Annotated in this window: 18 protein-coding genes and 1 pseudogene; 4 read left to right on the plus strand and 15 right to left on the minus strand. The window is 66.9% G+C overall.

Features of this window, described 5'->3' with window-relative positions; all coding sequences use genetic code 11:
• Positions 1-106: 106 nt before the first annotated feature.
• The 5 genes and pseudogenes from ACIGJD_RS14955 to ACIGJD_RS14975 form a co-directional block, all read right to left on the minus strand.
• Positions 107-697, minus strand: coding sequence for an endonuclease domain-containing protein (locus ACIGJD_RS14955; RefSeq protein ID WP_483689512.1), 591 nt, complete (start codon positions 695-697; stop codon positions 107-109).
• Positions 698-835: 138 nt separating this feature from the next.
• Positions 836-928 (minus strand): annotated as a pseudogene (locus ACIGJD_RS14960) (hypothetical protein); the annotation flags it as partial.
• Between the two features lie 470 nt (positions 929-1,398).
• Positions 1,399-2,496, minus strand: a complete 1,098-nt coding sequence (locus ACIGJD_RS14965; RefSeq protein ID WP_483686838.1) for a polyprenyl synthetase family protein — start codon at positions 2,494-2,496, stop codon at positions 1,399-1,401.
• Positions 2,493-3,824: a geranylgeranyl reductase family protein gene (locus ACIGJD_RS14970; protein WP_483686839.1), complete on the minus strand. Its 1,332-nt coding sequence runs from the start codon at positions 3,822-3,824 to the stop codon at positions 2,493-2,495. The genes ACIGJD_RS14965 and ACIGJD_RS14970 overlap by 4 nt, the downstream gene beginning before the upstream one ends.
• Before the next feature lie 3 nt (positions 3,825-3,827).
• The gene (locus ACIGJD_RS14975; protein WP_286404532.1) at positions 3,828-4,604 is read right to left on the minus strand and encodes a demethylmenaquinone methyltransferase; all 777 of its coding nucleotides are present in this window, start codon (positions 4,602-4,604) and stop codon (positions 3,828-3,830) included.
• 111 nt (positions 4,605-4,715) lie between these two features.
• On the opposite strand from ACIGJD_RS14975, the gene ACIGJD_RS14980 reads away from it, so the two are divergent.
• The 4 genes from ACIGJD_RS14980 to ACIGJD_RS14995 all read left to right on the plus strand — a co-directional run bounded on the left by ACIGJD_RS14980 (position 4,716) and on the right by ACIGJD_RS14995 (position 9,020).
• Positions 4,716-6,110: an isochorismate synthase gene (locus ACIGJD_RS14980; protein WP_483686840.1), complete on the plus strand. Its 1,395-nt coding sequence runs from the start codon at positions 4,716-4,718 to the stop codon at positions 6,108-6,110.
• Positions 6,111-6,298: 188 nt separating this feature from the next.
• Positions 6,299-7,252, plus strand: coding sequence for an ABC transporter substrate-binding protein (locus ACIGJD_RS14985; protein ID WP_483686841.1), 954 nt, complete (start codon positions 6,299-6,301; stop codon positions 7,250-7,252).
• A gap of 35 nt (positions 7,253-7,287) precedes the next feature.
• The gene (locus ACIGJD_RS14990; protein ID WP_483686842.1) at positions 7,288-8,247 is read left to right on the plus strand and encodes an amino acid ABC transporter permease; all 960 of its coding nucleotides are present in this window, start codon (positions 7,288-7,290) and stop codon (positions 8,245-8,247) included.
• Complete coding sequence (locus ACIGJD_RS14995) at positions 8,244-9,020, plus strand: amino acid ABC transporter ATP-binding protein (RefSeq protein WP_483686843.1); 777 nt, start codon at positions 8,244-8,246, stop codon at positions 9,018-9,020. The genes ACIGJD_RS14990 and ACIGJD_RS14995 overlap by 4 nt, the downstream gene beginning before the upstream one ends.
• A gap of 93 nt (positions 9,021-9,113) precedes the next feature.
• On the opposite strand, the gene menD is transcribed toward ACIGJD_RS14995, so the two are convergent.
• The 10 genes from menD to ACIGJD_RS15045 form a co-directional block, all read right to left on the minus strand.
• The gene (gene menD, locus ACIGJD_RS15000; RefSeq protein ID WP_483686844.1) at positions 9,114-10,892 is read right to left on the minus strand and encodes a 2-succinyl-5-enolpyruvyl-6-hydroxy-3-cyclohexene-1-carboxylic-acid synthase; all 1,779 of its coding nucleotides are present in this window, start codon (positions 10,890-10,892) and stop codon (positions 9,114-9,116) included.
• Positions 10,893-11,068: 176 nt separating this feature from the next.
• Complete coding sequence (locus tag ACIGJD_RS15005; RefSeq protein ID WP_483686845.1) at positions 11,069-13,135, minus strand: PhoX family protein; 2,067 nt, start codon at positions 13,133-13,135, stop codon at positions 11,069-11,071.
• Positions 13,136-13,262: 127 nt separating this feature from the next.
• Entirely contained in the window at positions 13,263-13,634 is a 372-nt protein-coding gene (locus tag ACIGJD_RS15010) for a hypothetical protein (protein ID WP_483686846.1), read from the minus strand.
• Between the two features lie 63 nt (positions 13,635-13,697).
• Positions 13,698-14,738, minus strand: a complete 1,041-nt coding sequence (locus tag ACIGJD_RS15015) for an o-succinylbenzoate synthase (protein ID WP_483686847.1) — start codon at positions 14,736-14,738, stop codon at positions 13,698-13,700.
• 37 nt (positions 14,739-14,775) lie between these two features.
• Positions 14,776-16,134 (minus strand): aminotransferase class I/II-fold pyridoxal phosphate-dependent enzyme, encoded by a 1,359-nt coding sequence (locus ACIGJD_RS15020; protein ID WP_483689513.1) that lies wholly within the window; start codon positions 16,132-16,134, stop codon positions 14,776-14,778.
• Positions 16,088-16,237: a hypothetical protein gene (locus ACIGJD_RS15025; protein ID WP_483686848.1), complete on the minus strand. Its 150-nt coding sequence runs from the start codon at positions 16,235-16,237 to the stop codon at positions 16,088-16,090. The genes ACIGJD_RS15020 and ACIGJD_RS15025 overlap by 47 nt, the downstream gene beginning before the upstream one ends.
• 129 nt (positions 16,238-16,366) lie before the next feature.
• Positions 16,367-17,719, minus strand: a complete 1,353-nt coding sequence (locus ACIGJD_RS15030; protein WP_483686849.1) for an Nramp family divalent metal transporter — start codon at positions 17,717-17,719, stop codon at positions 16,367-16,369.
• 113 nt (positions 17,720-17,832) lie between these two features.
• Positions 17,833-18,849: a magnesium and cobalt transport protein CorA gene (locus ACIGJD_RS15035; protein WP_483686850.1), complete on the minus strand. Its 1,017-nt coding sequence runs from the start codon at positions 18,847-18,849 to the stop codon at positions 17,833-17,835.
• Positions 18,836-19,336: a GbsR/MarR family transcriptional regulator gene (locus tag ACIGJD_RS15040; protein WP_286398466.1), complete on the minus strand. Its 501-nt coding sequence runs from the start codon at positions 19,334-19,336 to the stop codon at positions 18,836-18,838. The genes ACIGJD_RS15035 and ACIGJD_RS15040 overlap by 14 nt, the downstream gene beginning before the upstream one ends.
• Complete coding sequence (locus ACIGJD_RS15045; RefSeq protein WP_483686851.1) at positions 19,333-20,955, minus strand: ABC transporter permease; 1,623 nt, start codon at positions 20,953-20,955, stop codon at positions 19,333-19,335. The genes ACIGJD_RS15040 and ACIGJD_RS15045 overlap by 4 nt, the downstream gene beginning before the upstream one ends.

Below are 20,955 nucleotides of genomic sequence, written 5' to 3' on the forward strand. Positions count from 1 at the left end.
CTCCTCCTGGCTGCTGCTGAATTTCCCCACCTTTGGGAACGTCCGACGGCGTGTCCCCCGGTTTTGACGGCGCGTCTGCGGTGGTGCGGATCAAACCTGGGGAATTTCAGCGGATGACGCTGCCTTTGAGCACCTGCCAGATCTCGGCAACCACCTTCTGCGGGTTGTAGACGACGTCGGGGTAACCGTACCGCAGGACGGCATAGCCGCTAAGGGTACCGGCGTTATTCCGCGACCGGTCCTTTTTGACCTGTCGCGGCTCAAGATGGCTGCTGCCGTCGATCTCGACGATCAGGAACCCTTCCAGCAGGAAGTCGACAAAGCCGATGCCCGGCAACTCGACCTGGGTCTGCGTAAAGATGCCCTCGGCACGGAACAGGAAGCGGGCCACGACTTCGATCGGCGAGTCAGCCGTGCCGTCAACCAGACCCAGCACTTTCCGGGCAGCACCGTTCCGGTTTCCCGGCAGCCGCTGGCGCAGATAGGGCAACGTAGTCACGCCTTGGCGCACGGCGCTCTCCACCATTACCGCCGCTTCAACCTCTGGCAGGCACCGCAGGCCGTGGACGAGTATGTCGGTGATGCTTGCAACGGGCTCCGCTGTTCCATGCGGAACCAGGGTTTCGCGGTGCACCACCGCGTCTGGAGGTCCGGCGTGCCGGCAGAGCAGGTGCATCTTCTCCGGCTGGTGCAGCAACCATAGCCCACGGTGGTCAGCTCCCGAGGCGCATGTGAGCAGCCCATTACCCAGCACTGCAGCGACGAAGTCCGAGGGGGCTCCCGGCAGGGCCAGCACTCCCTGCCTGAGTCGGCGGACTTGACCGGATGCCACGGCGTTACGGATGTCCCGATCCGAAAATCCAGCCCTCAGGAGCGTTTGTGTGCGGGCAACCGAGCCTGCGTGATCGAGGAATCGGCAAAGCTCCATAGAGCCAGCACAGCGGAGGGCTGCTCCCGCCAGAAGGCATCAGCCCGGCTATGTGTGTAACCAGCCAGCTGAAGTTCCCAGGTTTGGGAAGCCCGCGCAGCATGTCGCAGGGACGCGCCGGCGCCCGGAGGGACCTGCAACTGAAACATGTGGAGACTCAGCAGGAAAAGGCCGTGACAGACCAGGTAAAGAAGGACTTGCGCATTATGACAAAGCTGTCATAAACTATTCACGGATCCGCTAAACGCCTCCGGCGGGTCTGATGCGAACGGAGAGATAGCCCCGGTTCACAACAACTTCGGTTGCTGCGGACCGGGGCTATCCCGTTAAGCGCTTAGCCCTGTCATCGACTGCTGAGCAGTTGTCGTTTTGGCGCGCGAAAACGACAACTAGTCAGCAGTGGAGGCCAAAAAGAAGCCCGGCACCCCTTGGCGAATCACCAGAGGTACCGGGCTCCCAACGAACGAAAATCAGCTGGCGCGGTCCACCACGGCAAGCGCGAAGTTGGAGAGCGAATCCTTAACCACGCCTTCCGGCAGCGGAGCCAGGGCTTCGATGGCCTCGTTGGCCCACTGGCGCGCCACCACCCAGGACTCTGCGGTCACAGGGTGTTCGCGCAGCCCGGCAACAGCGGCGGCCAGGGCCTCGTCGGAGGACAGGTCGCCGTCAATCAGTTTCAGGAGGTCGACGGCGGACTGGTCGCCAGCAGCGGCAGCCTTGCGCAGGAGCAGCACGGGCAGGGTGGGAACCCCTTCGCGCAGGTCCGTTCCCGGGGACTTGCCGGACTTCACCTTGACCCCGGTGACGTCGATGACGTCGTCGGCCAACTGGAAGGCCACGCCCACCTTCTCGCCGTATTCCACCAGCACGTCCTCGTACGCCTCGGCTCCGGAGAAGATGGCACCGAACTGGCCCGAGGCCGCCACCAGCGAACCGGTCTTGTCAGCGATCACGGACAGGTAATGCTCAATGGGGTCCTCATCAGGGCGGGGACCGACAGTCTCGTGCAGCTGGCCCAGGCACAGCCGCTCGAAGGTCCGGGCCTGGATGCCGAGAGCCCGGCCGCCCAGTTCGGACACCAGGATGGAGGCCCGGGCGAAGATCAGGTCGCCGGTGAGGACGGCCACGGAGTTTCCCCATACCTCGTGGGCCGTGGGGGCACCGCGCCGGAACGGGGCGGAGTCCATGACGTCGTCGTGGTACAGGGTTGCCAGGTGCGTCAGTTCAACCACGACGGCGGCCTGCACCACGGCGGGCAGGGATGCGTCCCCGAGGTGGGCGCAGAGGAGGGTCAGCAGCGGGCGGATGCGCTTGCCGCCGGCTTCCACCAGGTGGCGCGACGTTGCGTCAGCGAGGGGGTCCGAGTTGGCGATGGCTTCACGGAGTTTTTTCTCCACCTTGGCCAGGTTGGTGGTGATGGCCGGGCCCAGTTCGGCGTCCCCCGCGATGGCCGCAAAGCCTGCCGGCAGCTGGAGTCCGGTGGCTATGGCGGTGGTGTTGAGGCTGGGTTCGGAGTCCGGCAGGCCGTGCCCGGCGTGCGTCCAGCTCTGGTCTGCGGATTTGGTCACGGGTTAACCCTAACTTTTTGTTGCGGATACCGCTGGTTCGAAGCTGGCGAGGTATTGGATGTGGCCGGAACCAACGATTCCAGGACGCGGATCACCCGGTCCTCAAAGCCCTTCGCGGAAGGGTCCGTGAGGTTGGCCAGGAGCCGGACCACGAACCGCATCAGCACCGGAATCGGCATGCCGGTCCGCAGCGCCAGTTTCATGACGGCGGGCTTGCCGATCAAGGCGGCGAAGGCCCGCCCCAGCGTGAAGTGCGATCCCCACTGGTCCCGCACATAGTCTGCGTACCGCGCGAGGTGGGCGTCGGCGTCGTACGTCCCGCCCGAAGCAGCCGTGCGTGAGGAGGCGTCGATGATGAACTCCGCCGCAAACCGGGCGGACTCCATCGCGTAGGAGATGCCCTCGCCATTGAACGGTGACACCATGCCGCCGGCGTCGCCCAGGAGCAACAAGCCGGGCGAGTAGTGCGGGGTACGGTTGAAGCCCATGGGCAGCGCCGCACCGCGGATCTCCCCCACCTGGTTCTCCGGTGTGAAGGCCCACTCGGCAGGCATTCCGGCCGTCCACTCGCGCAGGACCTGCTTGTAGTCCAGCTTGCCGAACTCCTTGGAGGAGTTCAGGATGCCCAGGCCCACGTTGGAGGTACCGTCGCCCACGCCGAACACCCAGCCGTAGCCGGGCAGCAGCTTGCCGTCGCGGCCGGGAAGCTCCAGCCAGCCTTCCATCCAGTCGTCGTCGGTGCGCGGCGATGTGAAATAGGTGCGGACGGCGACGCCAAGCGGGCGGTCGTCACGCTTTTGGATCCCCAGGGACACGGACGTGCGCGTCGAGTTGCCGTCGGCAGCGAGGACGACGTCGGCGCTGAACTCGCACGCCTCCCCCGTCTTGCGTCCGGACTCGTCAAGGAGCGCTGCGCGGACACCGGTGACGCGGCCGCCGTCGTTGGTCAGGGCGTCGGTGACGCTGTGCCGCTCAAGGATGGTGGCACCCGCTGACTCGGCATGCCGGGCCAGTTCCTCGTCGAAGCCAAGGCGGGTGCGGATCAGCCCGTACTCCGGAAAGTCGGAGACCTCGGGCCAGGGCAGCTCGATGGTGCGGCCGCCCGCAATCAGGCGCAGGCCCTTGTTCCGGCGCCAGCCCTCACCTTCGGGGTGGGGCAGGCCGAGCTTCTGGATTTCGCGGACCGCGCGGGGGGTCAGGCCGTCGCCGCAGACCTTCTCACGCGGAAACGCAGTCTTTTCCAGGACCGTAACGTCCAGTCCGGCCTTGGCCAAGTAATACGCGGCAGTGGATCCGGCCGGCCCTGCGCCGACTATCAGTACCTTCACAGGTCAGCGGACGATGTTGCGGCGTAGCTTGGCCACCGGGCCCTTGTGGGCGGCGATGGCGGCGGCAGCGCCCTCAGGCGAGGAGTCGGCAGGCTTGAACGCGCGGTGCACGGCAACGATGCCGCCTGTGAGGTTGCGGTAGGTGACTTTCTCCCAGCCGCTTTCCTGCAGCCAGGCGGCCAGGTGGTCCTGGTCCGGCCAGGCGCGGATGGATTCGGCAAGGTAGACGTAGGCATCCGGGTTGGAGGCGACCTTGGTGGCGATCGCGGGCAGCGCGCGCATCAGGTATTCGGTGTACATGGTGCGCCACAGCGGAACCACGGGCTGCGAGAACTCCGCGATAACCACGCGGCCGCCGGGCTTGGTGACGCGAAGCATCTCCTGCAGCGCTTTCTTGGGCTCGTTCACGTTGCGCAGGCCGAAGGAGATTGTGCTCGCGTCAAAGGTGTTGTCGGCGAACGGCAGGTTGGTGGCGTCCCCCGCGACGAAGTCGATGTCAGGGCGGCGGCGCTTGCCCACCTTCAGCATCCCGAGGGAGAAGTCGCAGGCAACTACATCTATTCCGGCGTCGGCATATGGCTCGCTAGAGGTGCCGGTTCCGGCCGCGAGATCCAGGACGCGCTGGCCCTTGGAGACTTCCATGGCATCCACCACGATCTTCCGCCAGCGGCGGGTCTGCCCCATGGAGAGGACATCGTTGACGACGTCGTATTTCGGTGCGACGTCGTCAAACATCGTGGCTACTTCGTCCGGACGCTTATCCAAGGATGCTCGGTTCACCATGACATTGTCTCAAATGTTCCTGACGCTCCTGACCAGCCCTGCTGCACCCCCGGTTCGCGCCGTGCGCCGGGAGGGGCGCGTCCTACGCGGGAGTAGTGTTGTCTCATCATGACGAGCACGTTCCGCACCTTGACAGTCCCCCTGGATGGCAAAGCGTTCCCCGGGGGACTGCCTTCGTTCCTGGTCCGGGACGACGTTCTCTGCTGGACCCGCCGCGAAGCCGGCCTGGCAGGCTTCGGGGAAATAGGTCGGTTCACTGCCACCGGCCCGGACCGCTTCCTTGAGGCGGACATCTGGTGGCGGCACCTGGTCCTGGAGGCGGACGTCACGGACTCCGTGGAGTTGCCAGGTACCGGCCCCGTGGCTTTTGGCTCCTTTGCCTTCTCCAAGACTTCCGCCCACGAATCCCGGCTGATCGTGCCGGAAATCGTGGTGGGCGTCCGGGACAACCAGGCCTGGCTCACCCAGTTGACGTTCGACGACGGCCCGCTCACCGAAGAGACGGCCCTCGCCGCCCTGGACCGCTGGCTCACCAGCGCTCCCCGCCCTGCCCGGGAAGGCGCGACGGCGGCAGCGGACTCCGCCGGGAACGCCTCCGTTGGTGCCGTGCCCCACGCGGCGGGCGGCGCCGTCGTCCGTCCCCTCCCCCTGGCCGCCGGTGCAACGCTGCACACCGGCTCGCTCAGCGAGGAAGCGTGGATGGATGCCGTGGCCGCCGGGGTTGCCGAAATCCGCACGGGCGCCCTGGAGAAGCTGGTGCTGGCCCGGGATGTGGTGGCAACTATTCCTTCCGGCGTACATGCCGCAGATGTCCTGCGCGAACTCGCCGCCCGGTACCGCGAATGCTGGACGTATGGGGTGGACGGGCTGGTGGGGGCGACACCCGAGATGCTGATCCAGGTGGAGGGGCGCACCGCCCAGGCCCGCGTGCTGGCCGGCACCCTTGACCGCCGCGACGCGCACGGCGAGGACGGTTCCCCGATGGACTACGCGACGCGGGTGCTGGCCGGCTCCGACAAGCAGCGGCACGAACATGAGATCGCCATTCAGTCCCTCACCAGGCAGCTGGCGCCGTTCTCGGAGGCAATGAACGCCCATGATGAGCCGTTCATTCTTGAGCTGCCCAATGTGTGGCATCTGGCCTCGGACGTCAAGGCGGAACTTACCGAGGTGGAGGGCCACGTGCCCACCTGCCTGGCCCTGATCAACGCCCTGCACCCCACCGCCGCCGTGTGCGGGACCCCCACCTTGGTGGCGGGTGAGCTGATCCGCAAGCTGGAGCACCTGGACCGCGGCCCGTATGCCGGTCCAGTGGGCTGGCTGGATGCGGCCGGCAACGGGGAGTGGGGCATTGCGCTGCGCGGTGCCGTCATCGAGTCGCCGGAATCGGTGCGGCTGTATGCCGGCTGCGGCATCGTGGACGGTTCGCAGCCGGAGGCGGAGCTGGCGGAAACGTGGGCCAAGTTCCGGCCGATGCTGGAGTCTCTGGGCATCAGCAGCTGACGTTCCTTCAGCCCCTTAGTGGGTAGGAGTCTGGAATGACAGACTGCTCCCGCTCTGGAAGGCTTGATTTTGTCCCCGCTACAGTTATCCAATAGTGAAACTTAGTTGCGTGTGACGTACCTCTCTTGTTGAGCGTTACACTATAAGCCGCGTTAGTACCTCATAGCCCCTGCAACAAAAGGTAAGAAATGCAGACTCCCCGTACCCTCCTGGGCACCACCAAGCTGACCGCTGCCACTATGATCGCCATCAGCGCCCTGGCCCTCTCAGCATGCACGAACGCCTCGGAAACGGGTCCCTCCAGCGCGGCCACCTCTTCGGGCAGCGCCAGCACCAGCTTTGATCCCAGCACGGTCAAGAAGGACGATGCCCTGGCCGCCATGGTCCCGGACGCCATCAAGTCCAAGGGCACCATCACGGTGGGCTCCGACACCAGCTACGCCCCGGCCGAGTTCCTTGGTCCGGATGGCCAGACTCCGGTGGGCTACGACGTGGACATCGCCAAGGCCATCGGCGCCACCCTGGGCCTCAAGGTCCAGGTCCAGACCGCAGAGTTCACCGGCATCCTCCCGGCCCTCGGCCCCAAGTACGACCTGGGCATCTCCTCGTTCACCATCAACCCGGAGCGCCTGGGCGCGGTGAACATGGTCAGCTACTTCAACGCCGGCACCGCGTGGGCCGTGAAGAAGGGCAACCCCAACAAGTTCTCCCTGGACGACGTGTGCGGAAAGTCCATCGGTGTGCAGACCGGCACCGTCCAGGAAGACCCGGACCTCTCCGACCGCAACAAGAAGTGCGTGGCTGAGGGCAAGAAGCCCATCGACATCGTCACCCTGAAGAACCAGACGGACGTCACCACCCGCCTGGTCAACGGCAGCATCGACGCCATGGCCGCCGACTCCCCCATCATCGGCTACGCCCTGACCCAGACCAACGGCCAGCTCGAGAAGCTGGGCGACGTCTACGATTCCGCTCCCCAGGGCATCGCTGTGGCCAAGGCCGACACCGCCTGGGCCGACGTCATCCAGAAGACCGTCACCAAGCTGATGGAAGACGGCTCCTACAAGAAGATCCTGGACGGCTGGGGCAACTCCGAGGGCGCCATCACCAAGTCCGAGGTCAACCCGGCGGTTAAGTCTTGAGTTTTCGCGTTACCGACGACAAGTCAGGCGTGCACATGGAACACCATCAACACCGGGACGAACCGGTACTGAACAAGTCAGTGCCGGTTCGCCACCCCGGCCGGTGGATCAGCGCCGTCATCATCCTTCTCCTGGTGGCGGCATTCCTGCAGAGCCTGTTCACCAATCCCAACTTCCGCTGGGACATTGTGGGCACCTACATCCTGGACGTGAAGGTTGTCCAGGGTGTGGGCTGGACCCTCCTGCTGACGGTCGCGTCGATGGTTTTGGCCATTATCCTGGCGATCCTGCTCGCGGTAATGCGGCAGTCTGACAACCCGGTGTTCCGCTGGACCAGCTGGGTGTGGGTGTGGTTCTTCCGTGGAACCCCCGTCTACACGCAGCTGGTGTTCTGGGGCCTGGTGACGGTTCTCTATCCGGCCTTCACCCTGGGCATCCCGTTTGGGCCGGAACTCTTCAGCTACGCACTTTCGGATCCCAGCAAGGGCCTGATCCCCGCGATCCTGGGCCTGGGCCTCAACGAATCCGCGTACCTCGCGGAGATCTTCCGTGCCGGCCTCAAGTCCGTGGACAAGGGCCAGCAGGAAGCAGCCGAGGCGCTGGGCATGTCCAAGGGCAAGATCATGTGGCGGATCATCCTGCCGCAGGCCATGCGGATCATCGTGCCGCCAACAGGCAACGAAACCATCGGCATGCTGAAGACCACCTCCCTGGTCCTCGCTGTTCCGTTCACCCTGGACCTGACGTTTGCCACCAACGCCCTGGCCAACCGCATCTACCTCCCGATCCCGCTTTTGATCGTTGCCGCGTTCTGGTACCTCCTGGTCACCAGCATCCTCATGGTGGGCCAGCACTACCTTGAGGCGTACTACGGCAAGGGTGTGGACAACGCAGCCCCTGCGGCCGTCAACCCTGCCGCTGCGAAAGCGGCAGGCCCCGGCGCCGACGCGCAGCGGTCGATGAAGACGGACTTCCCCGAGGAGAGTGCACGATGACCGTCACAGCAGAAAAGCCGCTGGTCAAGATCGAAGGCCTGCACAAGTACTACGGCCACCACCATGTGCTGCGGGGCATCGACATGACCGTCAACCAGGGCGAGGTCTCCGTGGTGATCGGGCCTTCGGGTTCGGGCAAGTCCACCATGCTGCGCTGCGTGAACCTCCTGGAGAGCATCAGCGCCGGGCGGATCTCCGTGGGCGGCCAGCTGATCGGCTACCGCGAGGTCAACGGCAGGCTCCACGACCTCAAGACCAAGGAGATCGCCGCCCAGCGCCGTGAAATCGGCATGGTGTTCCAGCGGTTCAACCTGTTTCCGCACAAGACCGCGCTCCAGAACGTGATGGAAGCGCCGGTCCACGTGAAGGGCCAGTCCAAGTCCGAGGCGCAAAAGCGTGCGCTGGAGCTGCTGGACCGGGTGGGGCTCGGCGACCGCGCAGGCCACTACCCCTCCCAGCTCTCCGGCGGCCAGCAGCAGCGCGTCGCCATCGCCCGTGCACTGGCCATGGAGCCGGAGCTCATGCTGTTTGATGAGCCCACCTCGGCCCTCGACCCCGAGCTGGTGGGAGATGTCCTGAACGTGATGAAGGACCTGGCCAAGTCGGGCATGACCATGATCGTGGTGACCCACGAGATCGGCTTCGCCCGCGAGGTCGGGGACACGCTGACGTTCATGGACGGCGGCGTGGTGGTGGAATCGGGCGACCCCCGTGAGATCATCGCCAACCCGCAGCATGCGCGCACCAAGGAGTTCCTGGGCCGCGTGCTCTGAGCTCATTTTCGACACGCAAATGCCCTGTCGCTACCGGTATTCCGGCAGCGGCGGGGCATTTCCGCGTCGTGGGGTAATTTCCGGGTCGAAAGACTACTGCCCGGCGAGAACGCCCTCCACCGCGGCGGCTACCGCTTCCTTGATCCTGGAGTGGAGCTGCCGGAGCGACCGGCGGTCTGTGCGGACCTCCACGATGCTGCGCCCCTGCACAGGCCGATCGAGCGCTTCGGCGAGTCCCGCCGTCGTACTTACCAGTGAGTGTCCGACGCCGTACGCTGCGGCGAGTGCCGCGATGTCGACCGAGTGCGGGGTGCCAAAGAGCCGTTCGACGGTGTCTCCGTAGCGGCCGCCTTCTTCCACTCCCCCGTGTTCGAGCAGGCCGAAGATGGCGCCGCCGGAATCATTCAGGACCACAATGCGCAGGTCCGGCTGCTCCTCCCCAGTGCCGAGCAGGAGACCGCCGGCGTCGTGCAGGAACGTGACGTCCCCCATCAGCACAGTGGTTTCCTGCCGGCCGCCCAGGGCGATGCCGGTGGCGGTGGAAATGGTGCCGTCGATGCCGGCCAGTCCCCGGTTGGCATACACGGTGGCGGCGGGATCGGGGGCAGGCAGGCCCGCAAGGTCCACGTCCCGGATGCCGTTGGAGGAACCGAGCAGCAGCTGGCCGCGGGCGTTCTTCCACACCAGCGAGGCGACGGAAGGACCCGTGGCGGCGGCCTCGGCGGACAACACCTGGTCCAGCGCGTGCTGCGCGGCCGAGCCGGCGAGCAGCCACGTGTCCAGCCAGTCCGGTGCGCCGCGGCCGGCGAAATCAGCCAAGTCCGCGAGGTTCTCCAGCGGCAGCTCGGTGCGGCGCCCGGGCTCATACCAGGCGACCGGAACCGGCTGGTACAGGGCCGATTCGACGTCGGACCGGGCCAGGAGCGCGGCCACCGGGCGGGAGAGGGTAGGCCTGCCGAACAGCACCACGCGCTCGATCGGCTGCACCGAGCCGGGCCCGAAGTGCTCCAGCAGCAACCGGTACGGGCCCACCGCATTGGGGCCGAACCGTGAGTTGGAGGATGGCTCGGCCAGCAGCGGCAGGTTGTGGGCGCGGGCGAACGCCTCGGCCACCGGACCGGCGTCGTGCCCTGCCAGCACCACTGTGCGCCGTTCAGGCAGCGTCGCCGGTGCCGGGGGAAGGTTCATCACCAGCGGCTCGGTGCCCACCCGGTAGCGTTGCCGGTCCGCAGCCTGGGGCAGCCCCTCTTCAGGAGCGGGAACCAGGGGGTCACGGAACGCGAGGTTGAGCTGGACCGGGCCGGGCGGCAGCTCCGGGAAGGCGCCCGTGGCAGCGGACAGCCCGGTCTGGATGGCGCGCTGCGGATTGCTTCCGGCCGGGACATCGGCGGCAAAGCGGACCTGCTCGCCGAAAAGGTCCGGCTGGATGGTGGTTTGGTTGGCGCCGGTCCCGCGGAGCTCGTCGGGCCGGTCCGCGGACAGGACAATCAGCGGGACTGCAGCATGGTTGGCCTCCATCACGGCCGGCATCAGGTTTCCGACGGCGGTACCCGACGTGGTGAGCACCGCTGCGGGCGAACCGGTGGACAGTGCCAGACCCAGCGCCGTGAACCCGGCGGACCGCTCGTCGATCCGGACCAGCAGATCCACCCGGCCCGCCGCCGATGCCTCCGCCAGGGCGTATGCCATGGGGGCCGACCTGGAGCCCGGCGATACCACCACGTGCCGCACCCCGCCGTCGAGCAAAACCTCGACGGCGATCCGCGCCGCGGCCAGCGCCCTCAGTTCAGGAGCGTCCAAGCCGGAGGCATCATCGGTGTGCGCGGCATCGGAAGGGGCGGCGTCGGGGGCAGGCTCGTTCAACGAAGTCACCCAACCAGTCTGCCACCCTCCAACGCCCGCTCACCTATGACAGCCAATTCCCCATCCCGCGCTCACCTTTGGCAGTTCAAAATGAAACGCCCGCTCACCTGCCCGTCCCGGGAGGGACGGAAGGTGAGCGGGCGTTTCAGGAAAGACCGTCAAAAGTGAGCGGGCGTTTCAGGGGACTAGCCGCGGAACACCTGGACCACCGCGGGACGGGGCGCGCGCACCTTGCCGGGTGCCGGCGTCGTGCCTGCCGGGACGTAGTCCGGGAAGAAGGAGTTGGGCGCCTCGAAGGTGCCGTCCTCACCCGGGTGCTGCACGGAGACAAACACCATGCGCTCGTCGTCGTGGATGACGGGGCCACAGGTTTCGGCGTCGCGCGGGACGGACAGGAACTGCTCAACCTTGCCGCGCTCGGCACCGTCCAGGGTGACCTTGAAGAGCCCGTCGTTGTAGCCGATGCCGGAGGGGGCGCCGTCGGTGGAGATCCAGAGGTTGCCCACGGAGTCGAAGGCCACGTTGTCCGGGCAGGAGATGGGCGAAACCTTGTCCACAGGGTAGCCCGAGAAGTAGGTGACATCGCCCTGGGCCGGATCGCCGCAAACCATCAGGAGGGTCCAGTTGAACTTGGTGGACGTCTGGTCGCCGGTTTCGGTGATCTCAACGATGTGCCCGTCACGGTTCTGTGTGCGCGGGTTGACCTCGGTGGCACCTTCCTTGGTGCCGGTGCCGCGGTCCGAGTTGTTGGTGCAGACCACGTACACCTTGCCGGTGTGCAGGCTGGGCTGGACGTCCTCGCAGCGGTCCATCTTGGTGGGCCCCACCTTGTCTGCGGCCAGGCGCGTGTACACCAGGACCTCTTCGACGGACATGCCCGGAACGGCGGACTTGCCGCCGACCACCAGCGGCAGCCATTCGCCGGAGCCGTCGAATGCGCCGTCGGAGGGAAGCGCCCCGGTACCGGTGATCTCTGCAGCCGGTGAATTGCCCGTGAACTTGGCGACGTACAGGTCGCCCTCGGAGAGCAGGTTCATGTTGTTGCGGCGGTCGCCTTCAACATACTTGCCCTTGGAGACGAACTTGTAGAGGTAGTCGAACTTCTCGTCGTCGCCCATGTAGGCCACCACGTGGCCGGATTCGGCCACGATCACGTTGGCGCCCTCGTGCTTGAAACGGCCCATGGCGGAGCGCTTCTTGGGGGTGGAGGTGGGGTCGAACGGGTCAACTTCGACGATCCAGCCAAAGCGGTTGGACTCGTTCTCGTAGCCGGGGTTGCGTGTGTCGAAGCGGGGATCGTCCAGTTCCCACTGGCGGGCGGTGGGCTTGGCGGTGAGGCCGTAGCGCTTGTCGCCGGCCGATGTGCCCCCGGCGACGAAGTAGCCGTTGAAGTTTTCCTCGCCGGAGAGGATGGTGCCCCAGGGGGTGGTGCCGCCGGAGCAGTTGCCGAACGTGCCCTTGATGGCTCGGCCGGAGGGGTCGGCCACCGTCTTGACCAGGGCCGAGCCGGCAACGGGGCCGGTCAGTTCGTAGGTGGTGTCGGAGAGGTAGCGGCGGTTCAGCGGCGCGCCCTTCACGTAGCTCCACGGCTTGGTGGTGTTCTTGCGCTCGAGTTCCACCACGGCCAGGCCGTGGGCGGCGCGGCCGATTGCGCGGGTTTCCACCGGGTCGTAGCCGGCGGGCACCATGATGTTTTCGTTGGTGTACTCGTGGTTGGTGAACAGCACCGCACGGCGGCCCTTGCTGCCGGGAATCTCCACGATGTCCGTGTAGTCGTTGTTGTAGCCGAACTGCCGGGCCTGGGCTGCGGCCGTCTGGTTGTTCAGGTCGAACTCAGGGGAATCGTTGAACAGCGGGTCGCCCCAGCGGATAATCGGCTGCCAGGTGAAGCCCTCCGGCACGGTGAACGCGTCGACTGCCTTGTCGACCGGCTTGATGGCGGTGAACTGCAGCTTGGAGTTGCCGAAGCCTTCCTTGGCGGCCTTGGACAGGCCTGCGGCAGAGGCAGGTTCGGCGGAGTTCACTACTGAGTTAAGGGCGACGGCGAGCGCACCCGCGGCGCCCAGGCCCAGGGCGGCGCGGCGGGACAGGGTGGCGGAGGCGATGTCCCGGAAGTAGCTGTTGGAGCTGGTGTTGCAGACGTCGCCGGCGCAGGCGTTGTCGCACTTGAGTGCGCACGTAACGGGGCTGCGCTTGCCCTTGGTATGGCCGAGCATAGGCAGCAGGGTGAACTTGCGGGCAGTTTCAGACATGGGGAACCTTCCAAGGAATGTCTTTTGGGGTGCCCGATCACCCTTCCAGCCGGTTCCTACCGGAAGCCATCAATTGGGTGAAGTTATGGTTAACCGCCCGTGACCCGCAGGAACGTTGCCGAATCCCTCATCGAGTGCTCCGCAGCGGGAAGAAGGCGCGGACCGGGAGCAGGAGCCCGATCAGCGAGAGAGCAATGAAAACCACTTGGTGAACGTGGTCATTGCCCGGCGGAAGGTTCCCGGCCAGATGCAGCATCCAAAAGACGGGGTAGAACCAGAGCGCGTACCAGGCCCACCGTTCGCGCCGCCGGTACGGCACCAGCACGATCACCATGCCGAACAGGCCCAGTCCCGCGGAGGCCAGTCCGTCCGCGCGGTACAGGCCGGCGTCCCCGTTCGGCGGAAACAGGGCAACCACCCCGCCAAACACCAGGATGCCCAGGCTGACGGCAGCGAGGCAGAGCCAACCGATCCGCACCGTTAGATTCACCCCGCGCACGACGCCACCCTACCGCCTCATCCATTGCTGAGTAATCGTCGTTTTCCGGCCTGAAAACGGCAGTTACGGAGCAATCGATGGGGTGAGGAGGGCGTGGACGCGGCGGAGCCGGTCCAGCCACCAGTCCCGCCGTTCCGCCGGAGCCGCGAACCGCTCAAGCAGCCCGGCGTCGGCGGCCACGTCGCGGAGGCGGATGGCGCCGTCGTCGGCCACCAGGGGATCCAGCGTGACGTCCGATTCAAAAAGCGACACCGTGCCCAGGCCGCAGGCGTACGGCAGGTCGGGCAGCGCGGCGGCCAGGGCCAGACCGGCGCGGATGCCCACGGAGGTGTCCAGGGCGGAACTGACGACGGCGGGAAGCCCGGCCTGTGCCACGATGTCCAGGGCCCGCCGCACTCCCCCAAGCGGCGCCACCTTGACCACGATCAGGTCCGCCGCACCGGCCCGGGCCACCCGGAGGGGATCGGTTTCCTTCCGGACGCTCTCGTCCGCCGCGATCAGCACCGGCGTGCCGGCACCCTGCAGCCGGCGCCGTACTTCTGCCAGTTCCTCGATGGAAGGCACCGGCTGCTCGGCGTACTCCAGACCGACGGGCGCCAGCCGGGTCAGGGCCTCCATGGCACCGGACACGTCCCACCCGCCGTTGGCGTCCACGCGGACGCCGGCCTCCGGCAAGGCGGCGCGGACGGCGTGAAGCCGGGCAACGTCGTCGTCCAAGGACTGCCCCTGCTCCGCAACCTTTACCTTCACCGCATCCACCCGGCCGAACCGGGCCAGCACGTCCGGCACCCGGTCCGCCGGAACCGCGGGCACCGTGGCATTGACCGGGATGGAGGTGCGCAAGGGGGCCGGGTACCCCTGCCATCCGGCCTCGATGGCGGCCGCCAGCCAGCGCGAGGCCTCGGCATCGCCGTACTCCGGGAAGGGGCAGAACTCGCCCCAGCCCACGGGCCCGCCGAGCAGGAGCGATTCGCGCTGCATTATGCCGCGGAACTTCACCCGCATGGGCAGGCTCACCACGTGGGCGGCCGCCAGCAGCTCCTCGAGTGGCGGAACGGCCAGGCGGAACTGGGCAGAGTCAGGCGGAAGGCCGGGGTTGGGCATGCCGTTCACTGTACGCCGCAAACGCAGGGCACCAAGGCTATTCCCGCACCACCCGGATGGTGCCAAGGGACTGATCCGCGGGGTCGGGCAGGACCATGCCGGCCTTCAGCCCCGATTCCAGGTACTCCACGACGGCCTCGTTGATGCGCTCACCCGGCACGATCACCGGGATGCCCGGCGGGTACGGGGTGATCTGCTCCGCGGCCACGCGTCCCACAGCTTCGCGTGCGGGCACGTCCTCGCGGGGGCCGAAGAAGGCGTCCCGCGGAAGCATCACGGTCTCCAGTTCCAGGCCCGACGGCGACGGCAGGTCCACCTGGGCAGGGGCAGGAAGCGTTGGAGCTGCTTCGATGAGGGCCTGCAGCGCGTCCAGGAGCCGCTGGGCCGAGGCGTCATCGTCGGCCATGGACAGGGTGGCCATGATGCGGCGGTGGTCACTGAGCCCCATGTCCAGCCGGCGGTTCTCGCGCAGCCAGTCGGCCGCCTGGTACCCGCTGATGCCCAGTCCTGACACGTCCATCAGGATCTGCATGCGGTCCAGGTCGTGGGAGGATTCGGCTGCCAGGAGCTCGTCCTCGAGCACATGGATTCCTGGGAGCGCCTCGATCCCGGTCCGCAGCCGCCGGGCCAGGTCCAGGGCGTTGCCCAGGAGCTCGGCGCCGTGCTGCACCATCTGCCGGCGCCAGCCATCCATGGCCGAGTACAGGATGACGTTGGGGCTGGTGGTCATCAGCAGGTCCGCGCATTCGGAGAGGTGCGCCGGGTCCACCAGGTCGCCCTGGATGTGGTAGACCGAGCCCTGCTCAAACCCGGCGCCCATCTTGTGCACGGACACCACGCAGACATCCGCCCCGGCACTCATCGCCCAGGTTGGAAGGCCTTCATGGAAGGGAAGGTGCGCGCCCCATGCCTCATCGACGATCAGGGGCTTCCCCCGGTCGTGGCAGACCTTGGCAATCCCGGCGATGTCCGCGCATGTTCCGTAGGGCGTGGGGCTGACGATCAGGGCCCCCGCCGCGTCCGGATAGCGCTCCCACATCTCCTCCACGTCCGCGGCCGACGGCGGGTGCGCCAGGTGCAGCTTGGAGTCCCAGCGGGGCCGGATCCACCGCGGCTGGATCCCGGAAAACACCAGCCCCGCGGTGATGGACTTGTGGGCGTCCCGGCTCACCAGCAGGTCGCCCTTGCCCGCCGCGACGGCCAGGACGGCGGCCTTCACCGACAGCGAGCTTCCGCAGGTGGAGAAGAAGGCCTGCTCCGCGCCCACGGCATCCGCCATCAGCTGCTCGGCCTTTTTCAGGTATCCGCCAGAGGACGATCGGTCATCCAGGCCCCCCGAGGCCAGGACGTCAGAGGCGGAATGTGTCCCCGCCGAGGATTTCCCGGACGCGCGGATCCGCGCCGCGGCCCTGGCGGTGGCCGGGAGGGGTGAAACCGTAGCGGTCAAGCCGGTGGTAGCGGTCCAGGGCGTCCAGCATGGGAGCTTCGTTGTGGTCCACGTTGTTGTTCCTTTCGTTGGAGCGGTCAGGATGGCCAGGAGGCTTTGAGGGCGGGGACGACGGCGGCAGTACGGTCGGGTGGCCAGCTCCCCTTGGGTTTGGCACCGGCAGAACCGGCGGCCGCTTCGTTCAGGCGCCGGTCAGGGTGGTCCAGACGCCGATGCCGCCGGCCACCAGCATGACCGCTGCAGTGAACCAGCCGAGCGTGGTTGCAAGCCAGCCGTTCCGGTACTCGCCCATGATGGCCTTGTCCCGGGAGATCAGCATGGTGACCACCAGGAAGGGTGCGGCGGCGATGCCGTTGATGGTGGCGCTGAAGACCAGGAGGCCAATGGGATCGTTGGAGAAGAAGCTGATGAGGACACCGGCTACCATCCCAACGCCCAGCAGTGCGTAAAACAACGGGGCCCGCCGCGGGCTGAGGTCCAGCCCCCAGTCCTTTCCGAGCAGGCCGGACAGTCCCGCTGCGCCTGATGCGGCAAGGACCGGCACCCCCAGGATGCCGGTGCCGATGAACCCGGCGGCGAACAGGAATTTGGCGGCCGGCCCCACCACTGGTTCCAGCGCCTTGGCTACGTCGGCAGCCGTATTCACGTCAGTGCCGTTCCTCCCGAGGGTGGCCGCAGTGGCCACCATGATGGCGAACATCACCAGGACGGAGAAGACCATCCCGATGAAGACGTCCGCCCGCGCCTTGCGGAGGGTATGGGCGGCCGCAGCTGCGTCCGGGCGGTCCTGCAGCCCTACTGCCTGGTCACCGCCATGGTCCTCGGCGCGCAACTCCTGGACGCGGTGGGCGCTTTGCCAAAAGAACAGGTACGGCGAGATGGTGGTGCCCAGCACGGCAACGATCAGGCCAAGGTACTCCGGGGCGAAGCTGAACTTCAGTCCCAGTATTCCTTCCAGGACATCCGGCCAGTCGACGTTGGCCACGAACAGGACCGCGACGTACGCAAGCAGTGTGAGGCACAGCCACTTGAAGACCTTGGCAATGACGGCAAAGGATCCGCTCATGAGGGCCACCGCGATGCCTATGCCGGCAAGACCGCTCCACAAATGGTCCGGGCCCGCACCGAGCAACTGCATGCCCTGCCCGATCGCCATCAGGTCTGCGGCGGCATTAAGGACGTTGCCCACCAGCAGGGCCACGATCAGTATTCCGATCACCACCCGGGGGCGGCGGGAGAACTTGCGCCGCGCCAGCCAGCCAAGGCTTTCGCCGGTGGCCAGAGCCGTGCGGTCACAAATTTCCTGGACTGCCATCATCATGGGCAGGGTCACCGGCACTGTCCACAACATCCCGTTGGAAAAGGTGGCTCCGGCCTTGGCGTAGGTGGCAATCCCTGACGGGTCATCGTCGGCGGCACCGGTCACAAGGCCGGGGCCCAGCAGAGAACCGAAGCGGCGCAGGTGGGACTTCCGCCTGGCGCTGGTCGCCGTGCCGTCAGTTTGGGGCCGTCCTGTTGTTTCGGCCTTGCTCATCCAGTCTTCTCCACTCACCTTCGACTACTAAGCCGCCAACTACTAAGCAGGCTTAGGATTCTGAGCCCATGGTAGGCCATGAAGCTGAAAGGACCTCTTTAGGGGAAGCTGCTTCAAATCCACTTGTTGTGCTTGAACGCCAGGTAGAGGACCAGTCCCATGGCCACCATCACGCCCAGCGCATACGGGTAGCCGTACGTCCAGCCCAGCTCGGGCATATTGGCGAAGTTCATGCCGTAAATGGACGCCACCAGGGTGGGGGCAAACAGGATCGCCGCCCAGGACGAAATCCTTTTGACCTGCTCGTTCTGTTCAAAGCTGGACTCGGTCATCCGCTGCATCTCGTCGTTCTGCCGTTGGGCCACCAGGGCCGCATTGACGGCGAGCGCGTTCTGGAGCAGGGCCCGGAAAGACGCCACGCGCTCATTCAGCCGCAACACGTGGTCCAGGACATCGCGCAGGTGGTCTTGAAGCTCCACGCCAAGCGGACGGTTTGTGGTCCCGGCCATCAGCTGCTGGAGGATCCCCACCAGCGGGCTGGTGGCCCGTTGGAAGGTGATGACCTGCCGGGAGAGCTCGTAAATCCTGCGGGAGACCTCTGGGTCCGCACCAAAAAGGTCATCCTCGATTTCGTCAATATCGTTCTCCAAGCCGGCCGCCACGGGCTCGTACTCATCCACCACCTGGTCCAGGATGCCGTACAGTACGGCGTCGGGGCCCAGGGCCAGGAACTCCGGCATGGCCTCCATCCGGCGCCTGACCTTGGCCAGGTCCGGCGACTCGGCGTGCCGCACGGTGACCACGTACTCGTCACCCACGAAGACGTGGATTTCGCCGAAGTCCACCTTTTCCACATCGTCGCGGTACCTGGCCGGCCGAAGCACCAGGAACAGGCACTCGCCGTAGTGCTCCAGCTTGGCCCGCTGGTGCCCTGCCAACGCGTCTTCAATGGCCAGCGGGTTAAGGTCGAATTCCTCGCCCACCGACTGCAGTTCCTCCGCATCCGGCCGGTACAGTCCGATCCACGCCATGCCTTCGCGCTGCCGGAGCAGGAAGTAGGTCTCGTCCAGGTCTTCCGGGTCCTCGGTGCGGAATCCGTTGACGTAAACAGCGTTGTCAATGATGGTCACTGCCGGCCTCCCGCTCGCGCTCCCAGTCATCCAGCAGCCCCGGCATCCGCGAGTTCAGGAACCGGTAGAACCTGGCCATCTCGGCCACCCGCGCCCGTGCAGCCGATCCTTCGGGGAGGGTTTCGGCCGTGGCATCGGTCAAGGCCGCCAGCTTCTCGTAAACCGGGCTGTTCCGCATGGACACCACGTACCACTCATCCGTATGGAGGGCGTAGAGGTCGCGGCGGCTTCCTGGCTGCGAGACCCGGTGCACGAAGCCCACGGTTTGCAGGTACCGCACCGCGCCCGACACTGCCGCGGCACTGGCTCCCAGCCGCTCCGACAGCTCTGCGGCGGTGAGGCTTCCCTGTTCCGAGGACACCAGCGCCAGCAAGGTCCGGGCCGGCATCTTGGGGAAGCCCGCGGCGGCGAAGGCGGCGGCAGTCCTCTCGGCAGCGGCGGCCGTCAGTTCCGTGGTCCGAAGCGATGCGCCGATGTCGGTGCTCATGCCGCGCCCACCTCCCGCCGGCGCATCAGCGCAACCGCCAGCACGGCCGCACCCACGGCTACCGCCAGCATCCACCATGCGCCGCTCCAGTCCGTGGCGTCCCCGTGCGGGACCGGAGTATGGGCGAAGGGCGACAGGTCGCGCAGGCTCTGGTCGATGCCCAGCATGCCGCCCAGGATGCCGAGCACCACGCCCAGGGCCAGCAGCGCCCAGCTGGCGGCGATGGTCGCTGCCGGCCACAGCACGAAGACCAGCGCCGGGACGGAAAGGTAGATCAGGGCCGCCGGCAGCTGCGCCAGCGCGGTTTGCCAGAGGGCATCGGCGGACATGGAGGTATCGCCGGAGCCGGCCAGCGTCGCCCACGCCCCAACTCCCGCCAGGCCCACCACCAGCACCACGGCCGCTGCGCCCAGCAACAAGTAACCGGCCAGCCACCGGACGCGGCCCACCGGGGCGGACAGCAGGAGTTCGGCGGTCCCGGCCGCTTCCTCCTGCCGCAGCCTGATCACGGCCTGGAGCGCACACGCCGCCGCCAGGACCCCGCCCATCGAGAAGAGCACCGACACCATGAGCTGGGTGAGCGAGGTGCCCTGGGACTGGAGCATGGCGCGCAGCGTGGCGGTGATGTTGGTGTCAGGGGTGTCGACGGCGGCAATCGCCTTTCCGAGCGAGCCCGCCAGCAGGCCCAGGGCCAGCCCGCTGAGCGCCCAGCCAAAGATTGACCCGGACTGCAGCCGAAGCGCCAGGGCCACCGGGCTCCGCAGCCCCGGCCGCGCGGCGGCGCGCCCGGGCCGGGTTCCCCAGACGCTGGCCCCACTGTCACGGGTGCGGAGGATAAGCCAAGCTGCCGTGAGGCAGGCGGCGCCGAGCCCCACCGGCAGCAGCAGCGGCCAGGTGCGGTTTCCGGAGTAGGCGTACGTCTGCTGGCCCCAGCCGATGGGTGAGAACCAGCTGGCCGGCCCTTCGGTCATTGTGGTCCCGCTGGCACCGGGGGTTCCGATGGCGTCGCCGATTCCGCGGAGCACGTAGGCCAGCACTACCAGCGCGGCTGAGACGCCGTTCGCGCCGCGTGAGGTTCCCATGAACTGGGCCACCAGCAGCCCCACACCAAGGAAGCAGAGGCCGACGGCGCCCGTTGCGGCTCCGGCGGTCAGGGAACCTTGCAGGTCCAGGCCCTGGGAGGCGAACCCCGCGAAGACCGCGAGCGCCACGAGGATGTTCGCGGTGGCGCCGTGCAGCAGCGTGGCTGCGTCAGGCAGCAGGCGTCCGGCCGGCGTTGCGGCGACCAGTTCGGCTGTGCCGGTTTCCTCATCCGCACGGGTATGGCGCACCGCGAGGAACGTGCTCATCAGGCCTGCCAGAAGGGCAAGGAAGGCGTAGATCAGGAAGAACGTAAACGCCCCCTGGTCTGCGCCCCGGGGCAGGCCGCGGAGCATCAGGATGGCCGGAGTGGCGATGGCCACCTGCAGGATCTCGGTGCGGCTGGCCACGTTCCCGTAGGTCTGGGTGACCGCGGCCGCCGCAAACAAAGCGAAGGCGCCGATGGCCACCACCCAGCTGAGGAGCTGCCAGCGGTCCCGCCGCAGCCGCTGGCGCCAAAGGACCAGGAGGACTTCCAT

This window comes from Arthrobacter sp. E1SS-5, from assembly GCF_057073715.1.

Coding starts and splice junctions, on each gene's coding strand:
- ACIGJD_RS15030 (WP_483686849.1), bottom strand. CDS start 17,719: ATGAGCAAGGCCGAAACAACAGGACGGCCCCAAACTGACGGCACGGCG.
- ACIGJD_RS15040 (WP_286398466.1), bottom strand. CDS start 19,336: ATGAGCACCGACATCGGCGCATCGCTTCGGACCACGGAACTGACGGCC.
- ACIGJD_RS14985 (WP_483686841.1), top strand. CDS start 6,299: ATGCAGACTCCCCGTACCCTCCTGGGCACCACCAAGCTGACCGCTGCC.
- ACIGJD_RS14980 (WP_483686840.1), top strand. CDS start 4,716: ATGACGAGCACGTTCCGCACCTTGACAGTCCCCCTGGATGGCAAAGCG.
- ACIGJD_RS14990 (WP_483686842.1), top strand. CDS start 7,288: ATGGAACACCATCAACACCGGGACGAACCGGTACTGAACAAGTCAGTG.
- ACIGJD_RS15015 (WP_483686847.1), bottom strand. CDS start 14,738: ATGCCCAACCCCGGCCTTCCGCCTGACTCTGCCCAGTTCCGCCTGGCC.
- ACIGJD_RS14995 (WP_483686843.1), top strand. CDS start 8,244: ATGACCGTCACAGCAGAAAAGCCGCTGGTCAAGATCGAAGGCCTGCAC.
- ACIGJD_RS15005 (WP_483686845.1), bottom strand. CDS start 13,135: ATGTCTGAAACTGCCCGCAAGTTCACCCTGCTGCCTATGCTCGGCCAT.
- ACIGJD_RS15045 (WP_483686851.1), bottom strand. CDS start 20,955: ATGGAAGTCCTCCTGGTCCTTTGGCGCCAGCGGCTGCGGCGGGACCGC.